The 22618-nt window shown below is 72.5% G+C and carries 20 protein-coding genes; 7 read left to right on the top strand and 13 right to left on the bottom strand.

Annotation, left to right across the window (positions count from 1 at the left end):
• The first annotated feature begins 3 nt into the window (after nucleotides 1-3).
• Nucleotides 4-843, top strand: coding sequence for a GDSL-type esterase/lipase family protein (locus ASD90_RS07255; RefSeq protein ID WP_056753373.1), 840 nt, complete (start codon nucleotides 4-6; stop codon nucleotides 841-843).
• Here ASD90_RS07255 and ASD90_RS07250 read toward each other — a convergent pair.
• On the bottom strand, nucleotides 836-1264 hold the full coding sequence (locus ASD90_RS07250) for a hypothetical protein (protein ID WP_235506417.1): 429 nt from the start codon (nucleotides 1262-1264) through the stop codon (nucleotides 836-838). The genes ASD90_RS07255 and ASD90_RS07250 overlap by 8 nt on opposite strands.
• Nucleotides 1265-1610: 346 nt before the next feature.
• Here ASD90_RS07250 and ASD90_RS07245 point away from each other — a divergent pair, with 346 nt between their 5' ends.
• A complete protein-coding gene (locus tag ASD90_RS07245) occupies nucleotides 1611-1859 on the top strand; it encodes a WhiB family transcriptional regulator (RefSeq protein ID WP_020142976.1) in 249 nt (82 codons plus the stop codon).
• Between the two features lie 113 nt (nucleotides 1860-1972).
• Here the strand turns inward: ASD90_RS07245 and ASD90_RS07240 are convergent, their stop codons facing one another.
• Nucleotides 1973-3460 carry a sensor histidine kinase gene (locus ASD90_RS07240; RefSeq protein WP_056753370.1) on the bottom strand — a complete coding sequence of 496 codons (1488 nt, stop codon included), beginning with the start codon at nucleotides 3458-3460 and terminating at the stop codon, nucleotides 1973-1975.
• A 265-nt stretch (nucleotides 3461-3725) separates the two neighbouring features.
• Nucleotides 3726-8858 (bottom strand): NAD-glutamate dehydrogenase, encoded by a 5133-nt coding sequence (locus ASD90_RS07235; protein ID WP_056753368.1) that lies wholly within the window; start codon nucleotides 8856-8858, stop codon nucleotides 3726-3728.
• 235 nt (nucleotides 8859-9093) lie between these two features.
• On the opposite strand from ASD90_RS07235, the gene ASD90_RS07230 reads away from it, so the two are divergent.
• From ASD90_RS07230 to ASD90_RS07220, 3 genes are all read left to right on the top strand, one after another.
• Nucleotides 9094-9405 (top strand): hypothetical protein, encoded by a 312-nt coding sequence (locus ASD90_RS07230; protein WP_056753367.1) that lies wholly within the window; start codon nucleotides 9094-9096, stop codon nucleotides 9403-9405.
• A complete protein-coding gene (locus ASD90_RS07225; RefSeq protein ID WP_056753364.1) occupies nucleotides 9402-9893 on the top strand; it encodes a hypothetical protein in 492 nt (163 codons plus the stop codon). Before ASD90_RS07230 ends, ASD90_RS07225 begins: the two co-directional genes overlap by 4 nt.
• A 79-nt stretch (nucleotides 9894-9972) precedes the next feature.
• Complete coding sequence (locus ASD90_RS07220; protein ID WP_056753362.1) at nucleotides 9973-10470, top strand: DUF2505 domain-containing protein; 498 nt, start codon at nucleotides 9973-9975, stop codon at nucleotides 10468-10470.
• Between the two features lie 90 nt (nucleotides 10471-10560).
• Here the strand turns inward: ASD90_RS07220 and pruA are convergent, their stop codons facing one another.
• From pruA to ASD90_RS07180, 8 genes are all read right to left on the bottom strand, one after another.
• Nucleotides 10561-12189: an L-glutamate gamma-semialdehyde dehydrogenase gene (gene pruA, locus ASD90_RS07215; RefSeq protein WP_056753359.1), complete on the bottom strand. Its 1629-nt coding sequence runs from the start codon at nucleotides 12187-12189 to the stop codon at nucleotides 10561-10563.
• Between the two features lie 106 nt (nucleotides 12190-12295).
• Nucleotides 12296-12694, bottom strand: coding sequence for a DUF4870 domain-containing protein (locus tag ASD90_RS07210; RefSeq protein ID WP_056753356.1), 399 nt, complete (start codon nucleotides 12692-12694; stop codon nucleotides 12296-12298).
• Nucleotides 12695-12844: 150 nt separating this feature from the next.
• On the bottom strand, nucleotides 12845-13558 hold the full coding sequence (locus tag ASD90_RS07205; RefSeq protein WP_056753353.1) for an SGNH/GDSL hydrolase family protein: 714 nt from the start codon (nucleotides 13556-13558) through the stop codon (nucleotides 12845-12847).
• 60 nt (nucleotides 13559-13618) lie between these two features.
• Entirely contained in the window at nucleotides 13619-14560 is a 942-nt protein-coding gene (locus tag ASD90_RS07200; protein ID WP_056753350.1) for an alpha/beta hydrolase, read from the bottom strand.
• Nucleotides 14561-14680: 120 nt separating this feature from the next.
• A complete protein-coding gene (locus ASD90_RS07195) occupies nucleotides 14681-15283 on the bottom strand; it encodes a TetR/AcrR family transcriptional regulator (protein ID WP_056753347.1) in 603 nt (200 codons plus the stop codon).
• A 62-nt stretch (nucleotides 15284-15345) separates the two neighbouring features.
• On the bottom strand, nucleotides 15346-16653 hold the full coding sequence (locus ASD90_RS23765) for a phosphotransferase (RefSeq protein ID WP_162260182.1): 1308 nt from the start codon (nucleotides 16651-16653) through the stop codon (nucleotides 15346-15348).
• Between the two features lie 9 nt (nucleotides 16654-16662).
• Nucleotides 16663-17103, bottom strand: coding sequence for a hypothetical protein (locus ASD90_RS07185; protein ID WP_056753345.1), 441 nt, complete (start codon nucleotides 17101-17103; stop codon nucleotides 16663-16665).
• Nucleotides 17103-18524 (bottom strand): wax ester/triacylglycerol synthase family O-acyltransferase, encoded by a 1422-nt coding sequence (locus ASD90_RS07180; RefSeq protein WP_056753343.1) that lies wholly within the window; start codon nucleotides 18522-18524, stop codon nucleotides 17103-17105. Before ASD90_RS07180 ends, ASD90_RS07185 begins: the two co-directional genes overlap by 1 nt.
• Before the next feature lie 40 nt (nucleotides 18525-18564).
• On the opposite strand from ASD90_RS07180, the gene ASD90_RS07175 reads away from it, so the two are divergent.
• Together ASD90_RS07175 and ASD90_RS07170 are read left to right on the top strand one after the other, a co-directional pair.
• Nucleotides 18565-18951 (top strand): hypothetical protein, encoded by a 387-nt coding sequence (locus tag ASD90_RS07175; RefSeq protein WP_056753341.1) that lies wholly within the window; start codon nucleotides 18565-18567, stop codon nucleotides 18949-18951.
• Nucleotides 18952-18953: 2 nt separating this feature from the next.
• The gene (locus tag ASD90_RS07170; RefSeq protein ID WP_235506416.1) at nucleotides 18954-20312 is read left to right on the top strand and encodes a hypothetical protein; all 1359 of its coding nucleotides are present in this window, start codon (nucleotides 18954-18956) and stop codon (nucleotides 20310-20312) included.
• Nucleotides 20313-20326: 14 nt separating this feature from the next.
• On the opposite strand, the gene ASD90_RS07165 is transcribed toward ASD90_RS07170, so the two are convergent.
• Nucleotides 20327-21796 (bottom strand): ParA family protein, encoded by a 1470-nt coding sequence (locus ASD90_RS07165; protein WP_056753336.1) that lies wholly within the window; start codon nucleotides 21794-21796, stop codon nucleotides 20327-20329.
• Entirely contained in the window at nucleotides 21793-22455 is a 663-nt protein-coding gene (locus ASD90_RS07160; RefSeq protein ID WP_056753333.1) for a hypothetical protein, read from the bottom strand. The genes ASD90_RS07165 and ASD90_RS07160 overlap by 4 nt, the downstream gene beginning before the upstream one ends.
• Nucleotides 22456-22618 lie beyond the last annotated feature (163 nt).

The raw sequence follows: 22618 nt of genomic DNA, 5'->3' as shown, positions 1-22618 counted from the left end.
CACGTGAGCGACCGCAGCGACAGGGCCGAGACGCACGCCGACGCACCGAGGGAGCCCTACGGCGTGGGCCCCGCCTACCCCTCGTCCCACACCCAGTTCACCAACGACGCCCCGGGGCGGTATGCCGCCGCGTCCGCTCCCGAGCCCACCGCACCCACCGCGCCTGCCGCCCCCGCGGAGTCCGCTGTCGACGCCGCACCGGCCGAGGACCCGTACTACGCGCCGAGCGCCGAGTTCACGGTCGCCGACGGGATCCGCGACGTCGGGATGGTCTTCGTCGGCGCCTCGATGACCGCCGGCTACGGCGACCCCAAGGGTCTGGGCTGGGTCGGGCGCGTCGTCGCCCGCACGCAGCACCCCGACCTCGACCTCACCGCGTACAACCTCGGTGTCCGGGGCAACACGTCGGGCGACGTCGTGGCCCGCTGGGGCGCCGAGTGCCACCCCCGCTGGAAGGGCCGCGCCGAGCGCCGGCTCGTGCTCAACGTGGGCATCAACGACGTCGTGTCGGGCATGACGATGGCCCGTTCGCGGCTCAACCTCGCCAACGTCCTCGACGAGGCGACCAACGCCGGGATCGGCGTCTTCGTCGTCGGCCTGACGCCAACCCTCGACGACGAGATGAACCGCAAGATCGAGGCGCTGGCCGAGGCCCAGGCCGACGTGTGCTCGCGCCGCGGCATCACCTACGTCGACTGCTACCGGCCCCTCGCCACGCACGACCAGTGGATAGCCGACCTCGCGGCGAGCCCCGACCGGGCGCATCCCGGCCAGGCGGGCTACGGCCTCATCGCGTGGCTCGTGCTCCACAACGGCTGGAACGACTGGCTCTCGCTCAGCTGACGACGTCCGTGTCGCGCTCGTCGTCCGTGTCGGCGTCGGCGCGGCGCCGCGGCGCCGCCACCGCGGCCACGATGCTCGCGACCGCGACGAGCCCCACGGCCAGGGCCACGGGTGTGCGGTCCGACTCGTGGAGCGACCACGCGACGGGCAGCAGGAGCGCGTTCCAGAGCACCGTGGGCGTGCGCGGCCAGTCCGCGGCGCGTGCCCAGCCCCGGGCGAGCGCGAGCAGACCCAGTCCGAAGACCAGGATGAGGGCTCCTGAGGTCGCCGCCCTCGTGACGTCGTCTGTGGCGCCCGTCACCATCTCGTAGACGTAGAAGGCGGCGAAGCCGAGGACCGCGAGGGCCTCGAGGAGCGTGAGCAGCCCTGCAGCACGGTGCGATCCGCGCACCTCGCGGCTCGGGGAGGTCGATGAGGTCACCCCGCCAGCCTAGCGATCCGTCCGCTGCGGGCCGTCCGTGCGGGTGGTGGGGGCGCCCGACGGCCCCGAGGTCTGGAACTGGGAGCCGTCTGCCGATAGACTCAATCCTTGGTGTGATCGGCGCCCAAGGCGTTGAACATGACATGGTTGCTGGTCACACTGGTTCATGGCCCTCAACGCGTACGGAACAACTTCGTGCGCGTTTCCGTTGGTCAGGGGGTCATCACCCCGTGCACGACGACACCATGACTTGGCTCCGACAACGACGCTGGCGCCCCGAGCACAAGCACCGCGACCGACACCCGGCGTCGGTGCGAACCGACATACATGAAGGAGCACGATCCACATGGATTGGCGCGACCGCGCTGCCTGCCTGGAGGCCGATCCGGAGCTGTTCTTCCCCATCGGGAACACCGGCCCGGCCATCCTGCAGATCGAGGAGGCGAAGGCTGTGTGCCGGACCTGTCCGGTCATGGACACCTGCCTCAAGTGGGCCCTCGAGACCGGCCAGGATGCCGGCGTGTGGGGCGGCCTCTCCGAGGACGAGCGCCGAGCCCTGAAGCGCCGCAACGCGCGGGCCCGCCGCGCAGGCTGAGCCCCCGCACGACCACCGTCGTCGAGCCCGGTGACCGTCAGGTCGCCGGGCTTTTGGCTGCCTGCGTATGCCGTCGCGTGGCGACCGGTCCTGGCGTCCCCGGCGGGCGGGGCTCAGGAGATCGGGCGGAGGCTCGCGGTGAACCGGGCCCGCGTGCCGTGCGGCACGACGGCCTCCCACGAGATGCGGCCCTGGAGGTCGCTGACGAGCGACTGGACGATCTGGGTCCCGAGGCCCGACCCCGGACGCCGCGCGGGGTCGATGCCCTTGCCGTCGTCCTCGACCGCGACCGCGACCATCTGCTGGCCCCGCTCGTCGGTCTGCCGGTCGATGAAGATGCGCACCTCTCCCCCGGCGTCGCCGAGGCCGTGCTCGATGGCGTTCTGGACGAGCTCGCTCATGATCATGGCCAGTGACGTCGCGTCCTCGGCGCGCAGGCGCCCGAACGACCCCTGGGTGACGGTGTGGACGGGCGCGCCGTTCGCCGACACCTCGACGACGGCGTTGAGCCCGCGCTGGGCGATGGTGTCGAACTCGACGGTCTCGTCGAAGCCCTGGCTCAGCTGGTCGTGGACCATGGCGATGGTCCCGACCCGGCGCTCGGCCTCGGCGAGCGCCACCTTGGCCTCGCCGTCGGGCAGCCGGCGCGACTGGAGGCGGAGCAGGGCGGCCACGGACTGGAGGTTGTTCTTCACGCGGTGGTGGATCTCGCGGATCGTCGCGTCCTTCGTCATGAGCTCGCGCTCCCGCCGGCGCAGCTCGCCGACGTCGCGCATCAGCACGATCGCCCCGAAGCGCTGCCCCGCCTCGGTGAGCGGGATCGCGCGCATCGAGACGGTCGTGCCGCCCGCGACGACCTCGGTGCGCCACGGCTGGCGGCCGGTGACGACGAGCGGCAGCCCCTCGTCGACGGGGTAGGACTCGCGGACGTTGTCGGTGACGATCTGGGCCAGGCTCGCCCCGACCACCTCGCCGAGGTGCCCGAGCCGGTGGAGGGCGGAGACGGCATTCGGGCTGGCGTAGGTGACGATGCCGTCGACGTCCAGCCGGATGACGCCGTCACCGACGCGGGGCGCGCCGCGGCGCAGGCCGGTCGGGGCGCCGCTGTGCGGGAACTCTCCCCCGGTGACCATGCGGCACAGGGCGTCGGCGGTGGCGAGGTAGGTCAGCTCGAGGCGGCTCGGTGTGCGGGTGGTCCAGAGGTTCGTGTGGCGCGTCAGGACGGCGACGACGTGACCGCCGCGGACGACGGGGATGTACTCCTCGCGCACCGACTGGTCGGCTCCGTGCTCGTGGGGGACGACGACCTGCCGCACCCGCAGGATGCGCTGCTCGGCAGCCGCCTCGTCGAGCAGGTCACGGGTGCGGCCGGGATCGGCGACGCGGCCGACCTGGTCCTCGACGAAGACGAGCTGGCCGGTCGTCGGGCGCACGTGGGCGACGGCCTCCCAGCGGTCGCTGATGGACCGGACCCAGAGCACGAGGTCGGCGAAGGAGAGGTCGGCGACGAGCTGCCAGTCACCGACGAGCAGGTGCAGCCACTCGACGTCGTGGTCGGGCAGGTTCGTCCGCCCGCGCAGGAGCTCGCTCAGGGTTGCCACGTCCCGAGCCTAGTGAGCCGCGCCGGCCCCGCGTCGCGCGGGCGTCGGGGTCGGGAGCGAGGCATGGCGGCGCTCGCGGCGTGGAGCGTCGGCGGGAGTATGCCGTGACGCTCGCTCCCAGCGTCCGCTCCCGCCTCCGATGCCGCTCCCACCACCACGCCTCGTGCCCTGACCCCACCTGCTCGGGCCCCGCTCGCGCGGGTCGAGGTGATGCGTCGCGACCCGGCGCGACGGCACACCTCGACCCGCGGGTCCGGGCGTCAGCTCAGCTGCGGGAGCCGGCGGTGGCGCGAGGTGCCACCTTCTTCGCCGGCGCCTTCGTCGTCGCGGTCTTCTCCGCCGGCTTGGTCGCCGCCTTCTTCGTCGTCGCCTTCGCGGCCGACTTCTTCGTCGTCGCCTTCGCGGCCGACTTCTTCGTCGTCGCCTTCGCGGCGGCCTTCTTCGTCGCCGGCTTCGTCGTCGGCGTCGGCTGCTCCGAGGACGAGGACGAGGTCGGCGCTGGAGCCGGCGCACCCGAGGAGGCCGGCTTCGTCACGGTGCGCAGGGTGCGCAGCGCGACCGAGAGCGCGGCGATGCCGGCGTGGCTCATCCGCTCGATGCCGCCGAGCGCGGCGCGGGCCCGGCCGAGCGCGTCGGCGTTGAGCTCGGACCACTCGGTGAGGCGGGCTCCGGCGTCGTGACGCGGGTTGCTCACCTCGAGCACCGACCGGGTCAGGCTCTCGAGGACGGCGTAGAGGTCGTCGCGCAGCGCACCGCGTGCCATGGCGTCCCAGCGGTCGTCACGCGGCAGCATCGTGACCCGCGTCAGCATCGCGTCGATCGAGAAGGTCTCGGACGTCAGGAAGTAGACCCCGACGACCTCGTCGAGCTTCTCGCCGGTGTCCTCGGCGATCTCGATGCAGTCGAGCAGCGAGTAGAGGTCGAGCAGCGACGCCGCGGCGAGCGCGAGCTCCTCCGGCACACCCTTGCCCTCGAGCTCGCTGGCCCGGCGCTGCAGGCGCCTGCGCTCGCTGCCCTGGAGCAGCTCGGCGATGCGACCGGAGAAGGACTCGATGCCGGGGCGGAAACGTGCCACCTCAGCGGCGATGTCGAGCGTCGCGGGACGGGACGTGAGGAACCAGCGGACCGAGCGGTCGATGAGGCGACGGAACTCGAGGTAGAGCGCCGTCTGCGCCCCGGTGCTCACGACGTTGTCGGTGGCCTCGACGCCGCGGACGAACCCGGCGAGGTCGAACACCTCACGACAGACGACGTAGGCACGCGCGACCTGCTCGGGGGTGGCGCCCGTCTCCTCTCCCGCCCGGTAGGCGAAGGTGATGCCGCCGCGGTTGACCATCGAGTTCGCCACCGCGTTGGTGATGATCTCGCGGCGCAGCGGGTGCGCGCCGATCTCCTCGGCGTACTTGCCGCGCAACGGCTTCGGGAAGTAATCGGCCAGCGTCGACTCGAACCACGGGTCGTCGGGCAGGGCCGTCGTGATCAGCTGGTTCTTGAGGTAGAGCTTCGCGTAGGCGACGAGCACCGAGAACTCCGGCGACGCCAGGCCGAGCCCGTCCTTCTGGCGGCGCGCGATCTCGGCGTCGCTCGGGAGGAACTCGAGCGAGCGGTCGAGGTCGCCGTTGGCCTCGAGGAACTGGATGAGGCGCTCGTGCACGCCGAGCATCGCGTGCTGCTGTGCGCGGGCGTTGCCGAGCAGGACGTTCTGCTCGTAGTTGTCGCGGAGCACCTGCTCGGCGACCTCGTCGGTCATCGAGGCGAGGAGCGTGTTGCGGCGCTTCGTCGTCAGCTCGCCCGAGCGGGTCAGCTCGGTGAGCAGGATCTTGATGTTGACCTCGTGGTCGGAGGTGTCGACGCCGGCGCTGTTGTCGATCGCGTCGGTGTTGACCCGGACCCCCGCGAGCGCCGCCTCGATGCGGCCGAGCTGGCTCGCCCCGAGGTTGCCGCCCTCGCCGACGACCTTGCAGCGCAGGTCGCTGCCGTTGACGCGGATCGCGTCGTTGGCGCGGTCGCCGATCTCGGAGTTGGTCTCGGCGGCGGCCTTGACGTAGGTGCCGATGCCGCCGTTCCAGAGCAGGTCGACGGGCGCGAGCAGGATGGCCTTCATGAGGTCGGCCGGCGTCATCGACTTCGTGCCGGAGCGCAGCCCCAGCGCGGCGACCATCTCGGGGCTCACCGGCACCGACTTGGCCGAGCGCGGGAAGATGCCGCCGCCCTTGCTGATGAGCTTCTCGTCGTAGTCGGCCCACGACGAACCGGGCAGGTCGAACATCCGCCGGCGCTCGGCGTACGAGCGGGCGGCGTCGGGGTCCGGGTCGACGAAGATGTGCCGGTGGTCGAAGGCCGCGAGGAGGCGGATGTGCTCCGAGAGGAGCATGCCGTTGCCGAAGACGTCACCGCTCATGTCGCCGACGCCGACGACCGTGAACTCCTGGGTCTGGGTGTCGACACCGAGCTCGCGGAAGTGGCGCTTGACCGACTCCCACGCGCCGCGGGCCGTGATGCCCATGCCCTTGTGGTCGTAGCCGGCCGAGCCGCCGGACGCGAACGCGTCGTCGAGCCAGAAGCCGTAGTCCGCCGAGAGGCCGTTGGCGATGTCGGAGAACTTCGCCGTGCCCTTGTCGGCCGCGACGACGAGGTAGGTGTCGTCCTCGTCGTGGCGCACGACCCGGTGCGGCGGCACCGCGGCACCCGAGACGAGGTTGTCGGTGAGGTCGAGCAGCCCGGAGATGAAGAGCTTGTAGGACGCGATGCCCTCGTCCATCCAGGCCGCCCGGTCGACGGCCGGGTCGGGCAGCTGCTTGGCGTAGAAGCCGCCCTTGCTGCCGGTCGGCACGATGACGGCGTTCTTGACCATCTGCGCCTTGACGAGACCGAGGACCTCGGTGCGGAAGTCCTCGCGCCGGTCGGACCAGCGCAGGCCGCCGCGGGCCACCTTGCCGAAGCGCAGGTGCACGCCCTCGACCCGGGGGCTGTAGACCCAGATCTCGAACATCGGCCGCGGCGCCGGCAGGTCGGGGACCTTCTTGGGGTTGAGCTTGAGCGAGACGTACGACTTGGCGCGGCCGTTCTCGTCGGGCTGGTAGAAGTTCGTGCGCAGGCTCGCCTGGATGACGCCCAGCAGGGCTCGCACGATGCGGTCGTGGTCGAGGCTCGCGACGTCGTCGAGGGCTTCCTTGATGGCCGTCACGACGCGCTTCTGACGGGCGGCTCGCTTGTCGTGACCCGCCTCGGTGTCGGGGAAGGCGTCCGGGTCGAAGCGCGCCTCGAAGAGCTCGACGAGACTGCGGGCGATGCCGGTGTTGGCGACGAGCGCCGACTCGACGTAGTCCTGCGAGAAGGTCGAGCCGGTCTGGCGGAGGTACTTGGCGACGGTGCGCAGGATGACGACCTGCCGCCACGTCAGCCCGGCCGCGAGCACGAGCGCGTTGAAGCCGTCGGACTCGGCCCGACCGTCCCACACGGCCCGGAACGCCTCCTCGAAGCGCTCGCGGACGTCGCCGGCGAGGGTCGCGTCCCCGGACCCCCACGTGCGGGCGTCGGCACACAGCCCGAAATCGAAGATGTGCAGCGTGCGGCGGTCGGGACCGGGCACCTCGTAGGGGCGCTCGTCGGTCACCTCGACGCCGAGGTGGGTGAAGAGCGGCAGCACCTGCGTCAGCGAGAGGTCCGCACGGCGGTAGAGCTTGAAGCGGCGCTCGCGCGGGTCGTCGGACGCCGGGTCGTCGTAGAGGTGCAGCCCGGTCGTGCGGTCGCCGTCACCGAGCGCGTCGATGCGGTCGAGGTCCTCGACCGCGGTCTCGACGTCGAAGTCCTCCTTGTACGCCTCGGGCAGGGCCTTGGCGTACGCCGCCATGGTCCGTGCCGCACCCTCGAGCCCACGTGCCTGGCCGAGCGCCTCCGAGAGGTCCTCGTCCCACGTGCGGGTCGCGTCGATGACGCGCTTCTCGAGGGCGACCTCGTCGATGTCCGGGATGTCGGTGCCGGTCGGCATCCGCACGACGAAGTGGAGGCGGGCGAGCGTGGACTCGCTGACCCGCGTCGTGTTGTCGATGTTCTCGCCGCCGAAGGCCTCGAGCAGGATCGCCTCGATGCGCAGGCGCACGGTCGTGTTGTAGCGGTCGCGGGGCAGGTAGACGAGGCAGGAGACGAAGCGGCCGAACTCGTCGCGGCGCAGGAAGAGCTTGGTCTTGCGGCGCTCCTGGAGGTGCAGCACGCTCGTCGCGATCTCGGCCAGCTGTGCCGGGCTCGTCTGGAAGAGCTCGTCGCGGGGGTAGGTCTCGAGGATCTGGAGGATGTCCTTGCCCGAGTGGCTGTCGGCGCTGAGGCCGGTCAGGCGCAGCACCTCCTGCGCGCGCACGTCGAGCAGCGGGATGTCGTGGATGGTGTCGTTGTAGGCGGCCGAGGCGTAGAGGCCCAGGAAGCGCTGCTCGCCGACGCACTCGCCGCGGGCGTCGAAGCGCTTGATCGAGATGTAGTCGAGGTAGACGTCCCGGTGGACCGTCGCGCGCGAGTTGGCCTTGGTGATGATGAGGATGGTGGAGTCACGAGCGGCCCGGCTGGCAGCCGGCGTGAGCACGAGTCCCTTTCCGGCAGAAGGCCGGTCGTAGCGCAGCAGTCCGAGCCCGGTGCCCGGGACCTGGCGCGACACGTCCTTGCCGTCCTCGTGCGCGAGGGAGTACTCGCGGTAGCCGAGGAAGGTGAAGTTGTTGTGCGCGAGCCACTCGAGGAAGCGGCTGGCCTCGCGCGCCTGGTGGGGGTCGGTGCCGGGCGGCGTCGCCGAGCGCAGCTCGCTCGCGATGGTGAGAGCGTGGGCGCGCATCTTGGGCCAGTCCTCGACGGAGTCGCGGACGTTCTCGAGGACGTGGCGCAGGCGGGCCTCGACGTCGGGCAGGGCGTCGGCTGGCAGCCGGTCGATCTCGAGGTGCATCCACGACTCGCGGACGAGCCCGACGGAGCTCGACTGCACGGTGGTCGAGCCGTCGGTGATGACCGACATGAGCTCGCCCGTGATGGTGCGGGACACGGTCATCTGCGGGTGCACGATGAGGTGCACGCCGCGGTCGAAGCCGCCGAGCGCGGCGACGACGGAGTCGACGAGGAAGGGCATGTCGTCCACGACGATCTGGACGACCGTGTGTCCCGTCGACCAGCCCTCGTCGTCGGCGGTCGGGTTGAACACGCGCACGTTGAAGGTGCCGACCTGGCGCTCCTGGGCGAAGGCTCGGTGCTCGGTGGCGATCGTCGCGAGCTCGCGCGCCGGGCGGGCCAGCAGGTCCTCGGTCGCGACGAGACGGTAGTAGGCGAGGAGGAACTCCTCGAGCTCACGGGACGCCGTCCCGCCGGATCGGCCTCGACCCCGTCGAGGGGGAGGCGCCACTGCCGCGGCAGCGGCCTTCATGACGTCGATTCGAGACTGTTCGAGTGACGCTGACATGCGGTAGTCGGATCCTCACCGTGTGGCCTGTGCGGCGACACGTCGTTGTGCCGCGCATCTCACCATGTGAGCCTATCCCCGTCCGCGCCCGCTCCCGAACCACCCCCGCCGGGCACCGCGCGGCTGGGACTCGAGTGACGGACGGGACACCCGGTGGAGAACTCCCGGCGCCCGAGCGGGCAGTCCCTAGAGTGGTCCCATGACCGAGGGGAGCCGGGTGCCGGGCGCTGCGGACCCCGCGACGCTCCGGGCCCTCGCGACCGGGAGGTCGACGACGCGGACCCTCTCCGACGACCTGCTGACGCACCTGCCCGACCTCGGCGACCTGCCCACGCAGCGCGCCCTGGACACCTGGGTCGAGCAGGCGGCCGACACGCTCCGAGCCCTCTCGGAGGCCCTCGAGGAGCGGCTGCTCGACCTCGGCGCCGCACCCGACCGACCCCGCGAGGGCGCCGACGACGGCGGATCGGACGCACCGGGACCCGCGACGCGGTCGGGTGACTCCCGATGAGCCTGTCCCCAGGCGACCCCGGCTCGACGTCGGCCCTCGGCGGCGCCCTGCGCACGCAGGCCGGTCGGCTCGCCGACCTCGTCGTCGACCTCGACGCGGCCGCCCGACGGGCCGGGCGCACCGGCTCCCCCGACCCCACGGGCCACGAGCGCGACCTCGTGACCCGCGCCGCCACCGAGCTCGACCGCGTCGGCGGCCTGCTCCAGTCGTGGACCACCACCGCCGTCGAGTCGGCGGCCCGCGTCCGCGCCCTCGAGCCGGCCCTGACGCGCTGCGACCTCGTCGTCGACGGCCGGCTCGTCGTCGAGCGCGCGGGCCCCAGCCGGGTCGAGCCCGGCGAACGCCTCGCCGAGCGCGATCGCCTCCAGGAGCTGCTCAACCGCGTGACGGCGGTGCGCTCGCGCGAGCTGGCCCGCCTGCGGCGCGAGCTCGAGACGTCAGGCACGACGCTGGCCGCGCTCTCCGACCGCGCCCGCTCCGGCCCCTGAGCCGCCGGACGTGGCGACGTGACCCGTCGGACGGCGTACGTCCTCGGGGTGCGGCGGGCCGTGCAATAGCGTGTCGGCCATGAAGATCTCCGAGACGATCACGTATGCCGCCCCGCCCGAGACCGTCTACGCCATGGTCTCCGACGTGGCCTTCCAGGAGCGCAAGTGCGTCGAGGCCGGCGCGCACCGGCACGAGGCCGCCGTCAGCCCCGCCGGGGACGGAACGCGCGTCGTGACGAAGCGCGACCTCCCGGCCGACGACCTCCCCGACTTCGCGAGGTCCATCGTGGGCTCGACCCTCTCGGTGACCGAGACCTACGAGTGGGGTGGAGCCGGCGGCGACGGCTCGCGTTCGGGCACGCTGACGGTCGAGGTGGCGGGCGCGCCGGTCGCCATGCGGTCGACGATCCGCCTCGCCCCCTCGGGGAGCGGCACGCAGATCACCATCGACGGCGACCTCAAGGCGTCGATCCCGCTGTTCGGCGGCAAGGTCGAGAAGGCCGCAGCCCCCGCGGTCATCGACGCCATCCGCAGCGAGCAGCGCACCGGCAACGCCTGGCTGTCCGGGCGCGCCTGACCCGCTGCCCGCCACGACCGTGGCGTCGACACGCGGCTGGGCCCGCCTCCTGACGGAGACGGGCCCAGCGGCATACGCGCCTCGGGAGGGTCAGCCCATGTGCGGGTAGGTGTGGTTCGTCGGCGGGACGAACGTCTCCTTGATGGAGCGGACGCTCGTCCAGCGCAGCAGGTTCTGTGCCGCGCCCGCCTTGTCGTTGGTGCCGGACGCGCGGCCGCCACCGAACGGCTGCTGGCCGACGACGGCACCGGTCGGCTTGTCGTTGACGTAGAAGTTGCCGGCGGCGAAGCGCAGACGCTTCGTGGCGTCGGCGATGACGCGACGGTCCTGGGCGATGATCGAGCCGGTGAGGCCGAAGGGCGCGAAGCGCTCCATCTGGTCGAGCACCGCGTCGTACTGGGCGTCGGGGAAGACGTGCACCGACAGGATCGGGCCGAAGTACTCGGTGCGGAAGGACTCGTCGGCGGCGTCCTTGATCTCGAGCACCGTCGGGCGCACGAAGTAGCCGACCGAGTCGTCGTAGGTGCCGCCGGCCACGACGTCGATGCCCGTGGTCGCGTGAGCCCGGTCGATGGCGTCCTTGTGCTTGGCGAACGCACGGTCGTCGATGACGGCACCCATGAAGTTGGACAGGTCGGTGACGTCGCCCTGCGTCAGGCCGTTGGTGATGTCGACGAGGTCGCCCTTGATCTGCTTCCAGACCGACGCCGGCACGTAGGCACGCGAGGCGGCCGAGCACTTCTGGCCCTGGAACTCGAAGGCGCCACGGATCATCGCCGTGCGCAGGACGGCCGGGTCGGCGCTGGGGTGGGCGAGGATGAAGTCCTTGCCGCCGGTCTCGCCGACGAGGCGCGGGTAGGTGCGGTAGCGGTCGAGGTTGGTGCCGACCTCGTGCCACAGGTGCTTGAACGTCGGCGTCGAGCCGGTGAAGTGGATGCCGGCGAGGTCCTCGTCGCGCAGCGCGGCCTTGCTGACGTTGATGCCGTCGCCGGTCACCAGGTTGATGACGCCCGGCGGCATGCCGGCCTCCTCGAGCAGCTCCATCGTCAGCTGCGCCGCGAGCTGCTGCGTCGGGCTCGGCTTCCAGACGACGGTGTTGCCCATGAGCGCCGGGGCGGTCGGCAGGTTGCCGGCGATCGCCGTGAAGTTGAACGGCGTGATCGCGTAGACGAAACCCTCGAGCGAGCGGTAGTCGGAGCGGTTCCAGATGCCCTTGGCGTTGAGCGGCGGCTGCTGCTCGAGGATCTGGCGGGCGAAGTGGACGTTGATGCGCCAGAAGTCGATGAGCTCGCACGCGGCGTCGATCTCGGCCTGGTAGGCCGTCTTGCTCTGGCCGAGCATCGTCGCGGCGTTGAGGCGGGCGCGCCACGGTCCGGAGAGCAGCTCGGCGGCCTTGAGCAGGATCGCGGCGCGGTCGTCGAAGGACAGCTCGCGCCACATCGGGGCGGCGGCCTTGGCGGCGTCGACGGCCGCCTGGCCCTCCTTGACCGTGGCGTTGCGCAGCGTGCCGAGGACCTTGCGGTGGGCGTGCGGCTGGCGCACGGCGACCTTGCGGCCGGTGCCGGTGACGCGCTCACCGTTGATCGTGTGGGGTAGCTCGGTCTGGGTCGACCCCAGCTCGGCGAGGGCGACCTCGAGCGCGGCTCGCTCGGGCGAGCCCGGTGCGTAGTCGAGCACCGGCTCGTTGGCCGGTGCGGGCACGTGGGTCACGGCGTCCATCAAGTTCTCCTGCGGTTGGCACGGGGCTTCGCCCGATGAAGGCGAGTGGGGTGGTCCGCCTCGTGGGCGGAGCCACCCCATCGTTCCATGCCTGCCGCAGTGCCCGTCAGTGCAGGACGGGGATGCCCCACGGGTAGCGGAAGGACTCACCGCGGCTGGCGGCCATCGCCGCCCGGATGTGGAACCACAACGCGGCCACGACGGCGACGATCCACACGATGACGGCCACCGGGATGAGGATCACCGTGAAGAGCATGACCCAGCCGACGATGATGGCGGCCCAGACGGCGAGGTTGAAGTTGAAGGAGTCGGCGGCGGCCTTGCGGACGAACGCGCTGCGGTCCTTGTAGATGGCCCAGATGAGCAGGGGGCCGACGAAGCTGAGCCAGCCGACGGAGATGACGGCGGCGACGATGGCGGCCAGGTGGCCGAGGACGGCCCACGTGCGCTCTTCGCTCGTCGGCGCCAGGGACTGGCCGGACGGGTGAGGGATCGGTTGTGTCATGACCCCATCGTGGCGCGACCCCGAGCCGTTCCGCTGCTGGGGAGCACCCTGATCCGACCCTGAGTCACCCTGACCCGCGGCGACGTCCGTCGGGTGGGTCAGGGAGCGCCGCGCGCCCCGCGATCGCCGCGCGTGGGTGCGTGGCGGGGTTCAGGAGTGGGCGCCCACGGTGTCCTCGGCGTCGAGGGAACAGACCTCGCTGGCGGGGTCGGCGATGCCGACGGTCGACAGGAGGGTCAGCGTCAGCTCGTGGTGACCGCGGGCACCGGGGTGGAACGTGTCGTCGAGCCACCCGGCGGGCGCCACGTCCTCACCGGCGTCGGACGCGGCGGCCTCCCACGCGGCAGCGTGGTCGACGACGAGGACGCCGAGGTCGCGTGCGACCTCGCGCACCGCCTCCGCGTAGAGCGCGATGAGACGGGGCCCGCGTCCGCCGTCCTCGAGCACTGGCGGCGGCGTCTGGAGGACGACGGTGGCACCGACGTCGCGGGAGCGCTGGACGATCTGGTCGAGGCGGTAGCGGAACGCGCGCACCCCGTCCTCTCCGGCCAGGATGTCGTTGGTGCCGAACATCACGAAGACGACGTCGGGCGCGAAACGCCCTGCACGCCAGTGGAACTCGGGCAGGAGGTCCTCGGTGGTCGCCCCGGACACCCCGGAGTTGATCACCGCGTCACCACGACGCCCGAGCTCACCGCGTACGCGCTCGGCGAAGTGCTCGACGTAGCCGCGACGGCCGTGCGTGTGCACGACGCCCTGCGTGATGCTGTCGCCGAGGAAGACCCACGTCACGGGCGGTCCCGAGAGGATCTCGCGGAGGCGGTCGGCATCGCGGCGGGCGTACTCGTCAGCGGTGAAGTCCATCCGCGCAAGGTAACAAGGGATGACGCGGCTGCGACTCCCCCGGACCAGCACGTGGGACGGTCAGGCCGCGCCGGCGCGGGTCCGGGTGCCCACGCCCGAGGCGCCGTCGGCGACCTCGTCGGCGAACGGCTGGGGCCGGTCGTCACCGTGCAGGCTGGGCTCCACCGGGAGCCGGTCGACGAAGCGTGCCACCGCTCCCCCGACGGCCGCGTCCGCGAGCACCCGGCGGTGCCCGAGCCCGGCGGTCGACAGCAGCTGCGCCCCGGGCCAGGACTGCACGAGGCGGGCGGACGGGGCGTGCGGCACCTCACGGTCGAGCAGGTCGTGGACGACGAGCAGCTCGGGCCGCTCGCGGCGCTCGAGGGCGGACGCGATCCTCACGAGGTCGAGCTCGTCGGGCGCGTAGCCGGTGCGGAGGTGGATGCGCTCGACGAGCCGGCGGGTGGTCCGCTCACCCAGGCCCAGCTCGCTCGTCAGCTGGACGAGCAGGTCGGGTATGCCGCTCGGCGGGGCGATGAGCACGAGCCGCTCCGCCGCGAGCCAGCCGTCACGGATCGCGAGCAGCGCGGACAGGGCGCCCATCGAGTGCGCGACGACGGCGCGCGCCGGCCCGAAGCGTGCGGCGACGGCGTCGAGGGAGCGACCGAGCTCGACGGCGTCGGAGGACCCTGCGCCGTGGACACCCGGGTCCGAGCGGCCGTGGCTGAGCCCGTCGAAGGCGACCACCTGCATCCCGCGGTCGAGCAGGGGCGCGACGAGCGGTGTCAGCTGCTCGAGGCTCCCGCCCCAGCCGTGCATGAGGTAGACGACCGGGCCATCGCCCCAGGTCCAGCCGCGGACGGCGCGACCCCGGAGCCCGACCTCGAAGGCTGATCCGAGCAGCTCCCGCACCGGGGTGGCCGTGGTGACGACCGCGGAGGGCGCGGGTCGCGGGGACCCGAGCCGGAACCAGAGACGCTCGGCGACGTGCGCTGCGACGCCCGGGGCCACGGGCTCGGCCACGCGAAGACCGGTTCTCACAAACGACCGAACGATCGTGCTTTTCTCTGACGACACGAAGACCATGATGACTCCTGGACTGGCAGTGGGTTGGGTGGTCGGACGGCGGACGTGCCGTCGGGTTCAGGCCGACCTGGCGACGGGCCGGCAGTCGTCGACGAGGCGGTCGAAGGCCCGCCGAGCACGCTCCTCGGCCCGGCCGTCGCGCATCAGACGACGTGCATGGTGGTGGGCGAGCACGATGCCCTCGAGCTCGTAGCCGAACTGCTCGGGATCGACGTCGTCGCGGAAGTGCCCCTCGCTCACGGCGGTGCCGACGATCATGGTCAGGGACTCGAGCTTGTCGCGCTCGGCGCGCACGAGCTCGTCACGGACCGGCCCCTCCTGGTCGTCGAACTCGCTTGCTGCGTCGACGAAGATGCAACCCCCGGCGTAGCCGGTGGACTGCCACGTGATCCACCGGTCGAAGAACTCACGCACCCGCGGCTCGCCGCGGGGTGTCGCCACGGTCGGGCGCATGACGACGTCGGTGAACCGGTCGCGGGCGTGCTGGAGCACCTGGACCTGGAGCGACTCCTTGGACGCGAAGTGGGCGTAGAGACCGCTCTTGCTCAACTTCGTCGCCGCGGCGAGCGTGCCGATGGTGAGACCTCCGAGCCCGACGAGGGACGCGAGCTCGGTCGCCTCGTCGAGGATCGCAGTCTTGGTGCTCTCACCCTTGCTCACGCACTCATAAAAGCACGATCGTTCGGTTCTTGACAAGAGCCTGGTGAGATCGCGGCAACCCGTCAGGCGTCGCGCCACCACAGCAGACGCGAGAGCACGGCCCCGACGGCACGCTCTACCGCCGTCGACGGCTCACCCGAGAGCCCGATCCCGGGCGGTGCCGCGCCGTGGTGGACGGCGAACCACGGTGCGAGCGCATACCAGTCCCGGGCCCGCGCCCGCGTGTCGTGGTCCACTTCGGACGCCACGGCCTCCACGAAGGCGGCGGACGTCGCGTTGAGGGCCCAGGCGAGGTCCACGGCGGGGTCGGTGACCCGGGCGGCGCCCCAGTCGATGACGCCGGACAGGCGCCCGTCACGGGCGAGGACGTGCGCGGGGACGAGGTCGCCGTGGCAGAGGGCCTGGGCACCGACCGTGGAGACGCGGTCGAGCAGCGCCTCACCGGTCGCTCGGAGGTCGGGCGGCAGCAGGGGCAGCACGACGTGCCGGAAGCCCTCCGCCCGCGCAGCCCGCTGGACGTGGTCGTCCGCCGCCGACGGGCAGCCGGCGTCCGCGGCCAGGGGCAACGGCGTGGCATGGAGCGCCGAGAGGAAGGCCGCGAAGACATCGCCGTCCTCGGACGTCAGGTGTCCCGGGTCGACCGCCTCTCCCTCGACGAGCACGTGCCGCACGCGCAGCGGCTCACGGTCGAGCACGACCGGTCGAGGCACCTCCACGGGCAGGCCGTCCCCGATCGCCGGGAGCAGGACCGCCTCGGCGAGCAGGGCGGTCTCCACCTCGGGGCGGCGCGCGGTGCGGTCGACCCAGCGCCGCTCCACGAGCGTCGCCACGGTGTCCCACCCCTGCGGGAGCGGGACCCGGTCGGCGTTCCACGCGCGCACGATCGGCGACCAGACCGCCACGCTGTCGGGCACGATGCTCCCCGGCTGGTCGTCGAACCGGCGCACCAGCTCCTCGACGGTCACCCACTCCCCCCACGACACCTCCTCTGGCTGCCACCGGATCGGACCGTCCCACGTCACGACGAACCGGAAGGCGCGGTAGCGGGTGTGGTCGTCCGCGTAGTCCGCGACCCCGAGCGGCTCGAGCCGGACCCCGGAGACCCCGAGCTCCTCCTCCACCTCGCGCACCGCGCCCCGCGACGGGTCCTCCCCCGCCAGGACGACCCCACCGGCCGCGAGGTCGAGCAGACCCGGGTAGACGTCCTTCGTCGTGGTGCGCCGGTGGACGTACACGCGCCCCAGCGGGTCTCGCACGACGATCGAGGACGCCGCGTGGCGCAGGTTGCGGGCACGCATGACCGAGCGCGGCGCCGACCCCGCGACCTCGCCGGCCTCGTCGTAGAGCGCGACCACCTCGTCGTCGGCCATGGGGCGAGCTCAGCCGAAGAAGGAACGGACGTCGTCGAGCTCGGTGACGTCGTACCAGAGCAGCTCGTCCGCCTCTTCGTCGACACCCCCCGTGACCTCGTCGTCGAGGTGGAAGGAGGCGACGCGCGAGAGCGGTACCGGCGACGTGAGCACCACCTTCGACACGGGCGCACCGTCGCGCGGTGCGACCCACGAGGCGTCGGCGTCCGCCGACGCGACGACCCGTCGGTCCGAGCGCGTGGACCGCAGCCCGGCCGCCGCCTCCACCGCATCGCTGAAGGCGGCGTACTCGAGGTCCTCGACGTCGAGACCCGGCGCGGCCTGCTCGAGGCGCGACGTGACGGCATACGCCGTGCGCGGGGTGCCCGGTCCGGCCGCGAGCGCCCCCGTGCCGGCGAGCTCCTCGAGGCCCGCACGGCCCAGCGGCACGTAGACACGCACGACCGGCATCAGGACTCCCTCCCGCTCGTCAGCTCGGCGAGCGACTCGACGATCGACTGGCCGAGCACGTCGACGTCCGGCATCGCGTCGCGGTCGGCGTTGAGGCCGAAGTAGACGCCGCCGTTGTAGGACGTGATGCCGATCGAGAGCGCCTGCCCCTTGGCGAGCGGCGTCACCGGATAGGTCGAGAGCATCTCGGCGTCGCCGGCGTAGAGCGGGGCCTGCGGGCCCGGCACGTTGGTGATCATGACGTTGTAGAGCCGGCGAGACATCGCCGAGCCGAGCCGCGCCCCGAGGGCGTGCAGGGTCGGCGGGGCGAACCCGGCGAGGTTGGCGAGGGACGTCGCGCCGACCGCCTGGCCGCCCTCCATCTGCTGGCGCATCGCGAAGGCGATCTGGTGCAGGCGCATCGAGGCCCCGGGCTCGCCGACGGGCAGGTTGACGACGCACGCCATGACCTGGTTGGCATACATCCCGGCGGGGTCGTCGCCGTAGATGCTGACCGGCACCATCGCCCGCACCGACGTGTGCGGGCTCACGGCCTCGCCGCGTCCGAGGAGCCACGCGCGGAAGCCGCCGGCGATGGTGGCCAGCACGACGTCGTTGATCGTCACGTCCTCGGCGTATGCGCCACGCGCCAGGCGCTTGCGCACGAGGCGGTAGTCCTCGAGGTCGGTCGCGATCATGACCCACCGGCGGGCCGACCCGATCTCGGCGTTGAGGGGCGAGTCGGGGGCCGGGCGCGCCGCGGTGCGCGCGACGGTGGAGAGCACCTGGCCGGCGGACTCGACGGCACGGAGGCCGACGTTGAGGGCGTCGTTGAGGCCGCCGCGCACGAGGTCGACGACCTGGGTCGGGCGCCGCACCGCGTCGATGACGGCCCCGGTGACGAGCTCGACCGACGAGGGCGAACGGCTCGGCTCCCACGGCACGACGACGTCGTCCTGGCCCTCGCCCTTGACGGCGTCGACGATGACGTGGGCAATGTCGAGGGCGTTGACGCCGTCGATGAGCGCGTGGTGCGTCTTGGTGACGATGGCGAACCGGCCGTCGTGCAGCCCCTCGACGAGGTAGACCTCCCACAGCGGGCGGGTGCGGTCGAGCTTGCGCGGCTGGACCCGCGCGACGAAGTCCTGCAGCTGCCGGTCGCTGCCCGGGCGTGGGAGGCCCGCACGGCGCACGTGGTAGCCCATGTCGAAGGCCTCGTCGTCGACCCACACGGGGTTGCCGATGCGTCCCGGCACGTCGCGGACCTTCTGCCGGAAGCGAGGGATCGCCCCGATCCGGCTCTCGATGATCCGGACGAGCTGGTCGTAGTCGAACCCCTCGCGAGGAGGCTGGAAGACCATGACCGACCCGACGTGCATCGACGTGGTGGACTCCTCGAGGTAGAGGAACGACGCGTCGAGCGAGGTCAGGCGGTCAGACATGCTCACACTCTGCCAGACGCCCCTGCCTAGGATCGTGGCCATGCGTGCGTTTCGTGCCCTCCCGTATGCCGTGTGCGTCCTCGCCCTCGTCGCAGCCGCTGCGTGCTCGTCCGGCAGCCCCGAACCGGGGCCGGGCGGTGCCATCGGCGTCGCCTCGACGGGCAGCGTCAGGCGCCTCGAGGTGACCGTCACCGGCACGACCGTGACTCCGGCCCCGGCGCAGGTCGACCTGCCGATCGGCTCGACGCTCGAGCTCGTCGTGACGAGCGACCACGACGACGAGCTGCACGCCCACGGCTTCGACGTCGAGGCGACGCTCAAGGCCGGCACCCCGACGACACTGCGCCTCACCGGCACCGAGGCCGGCGTCTACGAGGTGGAGACGCACGACCCCGCCCTGACCCTGCTCACGGTCGCCGTCCGCTGACCGTGGGGCTCATCCCGGCCGCGCTCGCCCCAGCCCGGCTCGGCGCGCTGGTCCCGGCCCACGGCGTCGGCAGCCGCGGCGACCTCCCGCTGCCGTTCACGGCCCTCGTCATCGCCGCGGTCGCGGCCCTCGTCATCTCGTTCGTCGCCATCAGCACCCTGTGGCGCGAGCCGCGCCTGAGTGACACGGACGGGGTGCTGCTGCCCGGACCGGTCGCCGCCGTCCTCGACTCGCACTGGCTGCGGGTCGTGGCGCGGGTCCTCGCGGGCATCGTCACGGTGTGGACGCTCGCCGCGCTCGTCCTCGGCCCCGACTCCGCCCGCAACCCGGTGCCCCACGTCGTCTACGTGTGGCTCTGGGTGGGGCTTGCCTTCTCCTCGATGCTGCTCGGTCCGGTCTGGCGGGTCGTCAACCCGCTGCGGGCGCTGCACGCCGGGCTGCTCCGCCTGGCCCGCGTCTCCCCCGACCTCGCGGCGCTGCCCTACCGCTGGGGCCTCTGGCCGGCCGCGCTGGGGCTCGGGACCTTCACGTGGGTCGAGCTCGTCGCCGAGGACAACACCTCGCTCGGCTTCCTCCGGTTCCTCGTCGCCGGCTTCTTCGCCGTGTCGCTGCTCGGTGCGGCCGTCTTCGGCCGCACGTGGTTCGACCACGCCGACCCCTTCGAGGCGTGGTCACGCCTGCTGGGCCTGCTCGCGCCGCTCGGTCGGCGCCGCGACGGGAGATGGGTGCTCCGCACGCCCCTCCACGGTGTCAACGGCCTCCGCGGCCAGCGGGGGCTCGTGCCCACCGTCGCCGTCATGCTCGGCGGGACGGCATACGACGGCTTCTCGGCCAACCTCTCGTGGGCGACGTTCGTGCAGACCTCACCGGTGCCGTCGGCGCTGCTGCGGACCGCCACCCTCCTCGCGTTCTTCGGCCTCGTGGCCGTGACGATCTGGCTGGCCTCGGTCGTCTCGATGAGGCTCGCCGGCGAGCCCTTCTCCCGCTCCTTCGCCTTCGTCAGCGACATCGCTCCGTCGCTGATCCCGATCGCCGGCGGCTACGTCATCGCGCACTACTGGTCCCTGTGGGTCTACCAGGGGCAGTACGCATGGCGCCTGCTGACCGACCCGCTCGGCACCGGCGCCGACCTGCTCGGCACCGCCGACCTCACCCCGAGCGACCTGCTCATCCAGCCGACCCTCGTCGCGACGATCCAGGCCGTGAGCATCGTCGTCGGGCACCTGCTCGGCGTCCTGGCCGCCCACGAGCGCGCGATCACGGTCCTCGACCGCCGCGCCGCGGTGATCGGGCAGGTGCCGCTCATGGTCGTCATGGTCTTCTACACGCTCGGCGGTCTGACGATCCTCTTCGCGCCCTGAGCGGCGCCGCCTGCTCAGGTGCCGACAGCACTCGACGAGCGGCTACCCGGGCCCAGCCGACGTCGACGGCCGCGGCGATCGCGTCGGTCCCGACGATCTCCGGGCGGGGCCGTCCACGGCAGCAGGCCGGTCGCGAGGTCGGCGACGGCATGACGCACCGGAGAGTCCGGCGCGTGCTCGACGAGCGAGCGTCCGGCGAGCAGCGCCCCGTCGACGCCCGGGGCGTCGTCGGGCACGAACCGCACCGACGTGAGTCCTGCGAAGCGCAGGAGCGAGTCGGCGATGCGGGACTCGGGACGGGACCCGACGGCGCCGCTGCGGACCCGGTTGACGACGGGGACCGGCTCACCGGACGGCACCGTGCCGAGCTCCTGGAGGCCCCGGACGAAACGCTGCAGCGCCACCGGGTCGGCGCCACCGACGGCGACGACGACGTCGGAGGCCGCCAAGGAGGTCAGGGTGGCCTCGTTGCGGCGGGGGGCGACCGTGTCGTAGCTGAGCTCCTCGTCGTCCTCGAGGCAGAACGCGCAGTCGACGACGACGACCCGCACGAGCTCGCGGCTCAGCTCGAGGACCCGCTCGAGAGCGGCGGCCCGCACCTCGGGCCAGCGCTCCGCCTTCGGCAGCCCGGTCAGCACGCGCAGGCCCGGGACGACCTCGGGGGCGATCCGCGAGAGGGCGGGCAGGTCGAGCAGGCCCTGGTCGGCCGCGCGGCACGCAGCCGCGATCCCCGGCGCCTCGTCGAGCAGCCCCAGGGTCTGTGCCACGCAGCCCCCGTAGGTGTCGGCGTCGACGAGCAGCACCTCGACGCCGCGGCCGGCGATCTCGGCCGCGAGCGTCGTCGCGACGGTCGTGCGCCCCGGCGCCCCGGTGGGCCCCCACACCGCCACGACGGGCGCACGTTCGGGTCCCGGTCGCGGAGCAGTGCCGCGACCCGGGACCTCGCCGTCGACGGCCAGGACCCCGGCGTCGCGCGGCTCGTCCGACGCTCGACCCGGCGCGACGGCACCCGCAGGACGCCACCCGGAGACCTCGTCGGCGGCTGCGGCGGCTGCGGCGGCTGCGGCGGCCTCGGCCGGGCTGGCCCCGTCGCGACCCGCGCCGTCGCGCAGGGCCGCCTCGAGATCGTCGACGTCGGCCGCACCGTCCTCGAGCGACTGCTGCCACCGGTCGGTGCCCGCATCGACCGCAACGGTGGCCGTGATCGTCAGCTGGCGGAGCCGGCGCTCCGCGCCCTCGTCGTCGGCGGGGTGCACCCCGATCACGCGGATCCGATTGGCGCGCAGGCGTTTCACGACCGCCAGGTCGAGTCCACGCAGGTCGGAGGAGACGACGGCGGTGTCGCCGAGGCCGGCGTCGGCCACCGAGAGCAGCTCGGACACGTCGGCACACCGACGGGTCACCGTCACGTCGCGCAGGCCCTCGAGCGTCGTCGCGACCGCCGACTCCCACTGGTGGCTGAGGGCGGTCAGGACCTCGGTCATGCTCCACCGCCCGTGACGGCTCCGACGGACGGGACGAGGGTCAGCTTGGCCTCGCCGTCCACCGCCTCGACGAGGGGCTGGACCTTGTCGGCGGGCACATAGATCTGCACCGACGTCATCGATCCCGACCCGAAGCCGCCACTGCTCGTCATCACCGCGGCCACGGCGGCGGACGCGAGGACCTTCTTCGTCGGGGTGGCCGCTGCGTCGCTCGTCGTCGAGGACTTGGGCGTGACGAAGACGTCGACGCGACTGCCGCGGGCCAGCCCCGTCGTGGACATCGCGTCGGCGCGGACGGTCACCCGCTGCACGTCGACGGCGTCGGCCCCACCGACCGCGGACACGGGCACGAGCTCGCCGGCGCGCACGTCGCGCACCATGAACGAGCCGGTCGGGGCGGGCGCGTCGGCGGCGAGGTAGCCGGTCATGCCGTCCGCGAGCCGGACGTCCGCACGCACGAAGGATGCCTCCTCGACCTCGTCACCGGCGACGAGGTTGCTCGCCGCGACCCAGACCGGGACCCGGTCGTCGGCGCTGGCGACGGCCTTGGCACCGAGCGTCGCCGCGACGACGACGAGCAGCACGCCGACCACGAGGCGGCTGTCGCGCCAGGACGGTCGCTGCAGGCGCTTGGCGCTGGGAGTGGCGAGCTCGGTCATGTGGGCCCCCTGTGGTCCGCTGGTCGATGCCTGGGCGCGCCGGGCGCAGGTCACCGCGACGACGCGGCAACATCTTGCATCAACCGGACGCAAACCGCCCGTCCAGGTGCACAGCTGGGGACGACGCACGATGACGGCGGGGTCGATCCCTAGGATGAGGACG

Origin of the sequence: Terrabacter sp. Root181, from assembly GCF_001428505.1 — a bacterium.
Lineage (GTDB): Bacteria > Actinomycetota > Actinomycetes > Actinomycetales > Dermatophilaceae > Terrabacter.
This window is presented reverse-complemented; position numbering and strand designations above follow the sequence as displayed.

Excerpts from the sequence above, each read along its gene's own strand:
- ASD90_RS07230 (WP_056753367.1), top strand. The coding sequence starts at position 9,094 with ATGACCGAGGGGAGCCGGGTGCCGGGCGCTGCGGACCCCGCGACGCTC.
- ASD90_RS07245 (WP_020142976.1), top strand. The coding sequence starts at position 1,611 with ATGGATTGGCGCGACCGCGCTGCCTGCCTGGAGGCCGATCCGGAGCTG.
- ASD90_RS07165 (WP_056753336.1), bottom strand. The coding sequence starts at position 21,796 with ATGACCGAGGTCCTGACCGCCCTCAGCCACCAGTGGGAGTCGGCGGTC.
- ASD90_RS07175 (WP_056753341.1), top strand. The coding sequence starts at position 18,565 with ATGCGTGCGTTTCGTGCCCTCCCGTATGCCGTGTGCGTCCTCGCCCTC.
- ASD90_RS23765 (WP_162260182.1), bottom strand. The coding sequence starts at position 16,653 with ATGGCCGACGACGAGGTGGTCGCGCTCTACGACGAGGCCGGCGAGGTC.
- ASD90_RS07205 (WP_056753353.1), bottom strand. The coding sequence starts at position 13,558 with ATGGACTTCACCGCTGACGAGTACGCCCGCCGCGATGCCGACCGCCTC.
- ASD90_RS07220 (WP_056753362.1), top strand. The coding sequence starts at position 9,973 with ATGAAGATCTCCGAGACGATCACGTATGCCGCCCCGCCCGAGACCGTC.
- ASD90_RS07225 (WP_056753364.1), top strand. The coding sequence starts at position 9,402 with ATGAGCCTGTCCCCAGGCGACCCCGGCTCGACGTCGGCCCTCGGCGGC.
- pruA (WP_056753359.1), bottom strand. The coding sequence starts at position 12,189 with ATGGACGCCGTGACCCACGTGCCCGCACCGGCCAACGAGCCGGTGCTC.
- ASD90_RS07210 (WP_056753356.1), bottom strand. The coding sequence starts at position 12,694 with ATGACACAACCGATCCCTCACCCGTCCGGCCAGTCCCTGGCGCCGACG.
- ASD90_RS07160 (WP_056753333.1), bottom strand. The coding sequence starts at position 22,455 with ATGACCGAGCTCGCCACTCCCAGCGCCAAGCGCCTGCAGCGACCGTCC.
- ASD90_RS07185 (WP_056753345.1), bottom strand. The coding sequence starts at position 17,103 with ATGCCGGTCGTGCGTGTCTACGTGCCGCTGGGCCGTGCGGGCCTCGAG.
- ASD90_RS07180 (WP_056753343.1), bottom strand. The coding sequence starts at position 18,524 with ATGTCTGACCGCCTGACCTCGCTCGACGCGTCGTTCCTCTACCTCGAG.
- ASD90_RS07235 (WP_056753368.1), bottom strand. The coding sequence starts at position 8,858 with ATGAAGGCCGCTGCCGCGGCAGTGGCGCCTCCCCCTCGACGGGGTCGA.